Consider the following 573-nt stretch of genomic DNA (forward strand, 5'->3'; position numbering starts at 1 on the left):
GATACGGTCACTATCTTGTGCTGAACTGCCTTCAACAGCTAAAAATGCCTTGGTGATAGCAATAGAAATTTTACTGCCATCAAAAGAAGTAACTTGGCCGTTACGACGGATAACTTGATATTGACTTTGTTCTGACGAATTGGGGGTGGTTTGGACGGCTGCTTCGCTTGTCATAATGCTGATATCCTGCGTTGATCTAGAGTAAGTGCTTAAAAACGAAAACCACAAGCTGTAGTGGTTGCGTTTCATCTAGACCACAAGATAGTGTGTTTTTAATGAAATGGCAAGTGGATAAAATGTTGATTAATTGTGCAGAAGATGTGGATAACTTTGTGGAAAAAAGCCTTAGCCAAGACAGGCCAAGGCTTGCTGCATTTTTTGTAAAAAAAACGTGATTAAAAGTTTTTTTACTCGCTCAATAACTTAGAGCTGGCTGACAGCTTCGAGTACTTCATCTAAGTGTTCTTTCACTTTCACTTTGCGCCACTCATTAACTAATATACCTTGGTCATTAATTAAGAAGGTGCTGCGCACGATGCCCATATATTCGCGGCCATAATTCTTTTTTAAATG

The 573-nt window shown here is 39.3% G+C and carries 1 protein-coding gene; it reads right to left on the reverse strand.

Annotated elements, in window-relative coordinates:
• Window positions 1-249 (reverse strand): hypothetical protein (locus tag A9Q93_RS02365; RefSeq protein ID WP_303685779.1); only part of this gene is annotated, 249 nt, incomplete at its 3' end.
• Between the last annotated feature and the right edge of the window lie 324 nt (window positions 250-573).

Source organism: Nonlabens dokdonensis, assembly GCF_002162835.1.
Lineage (GTDB): Bacteria > Bacteroidota > Bacteroidia > Flavobacteriales > Flavobacteriaceae > Nonlabens > Nonlabens dokdonensis_B.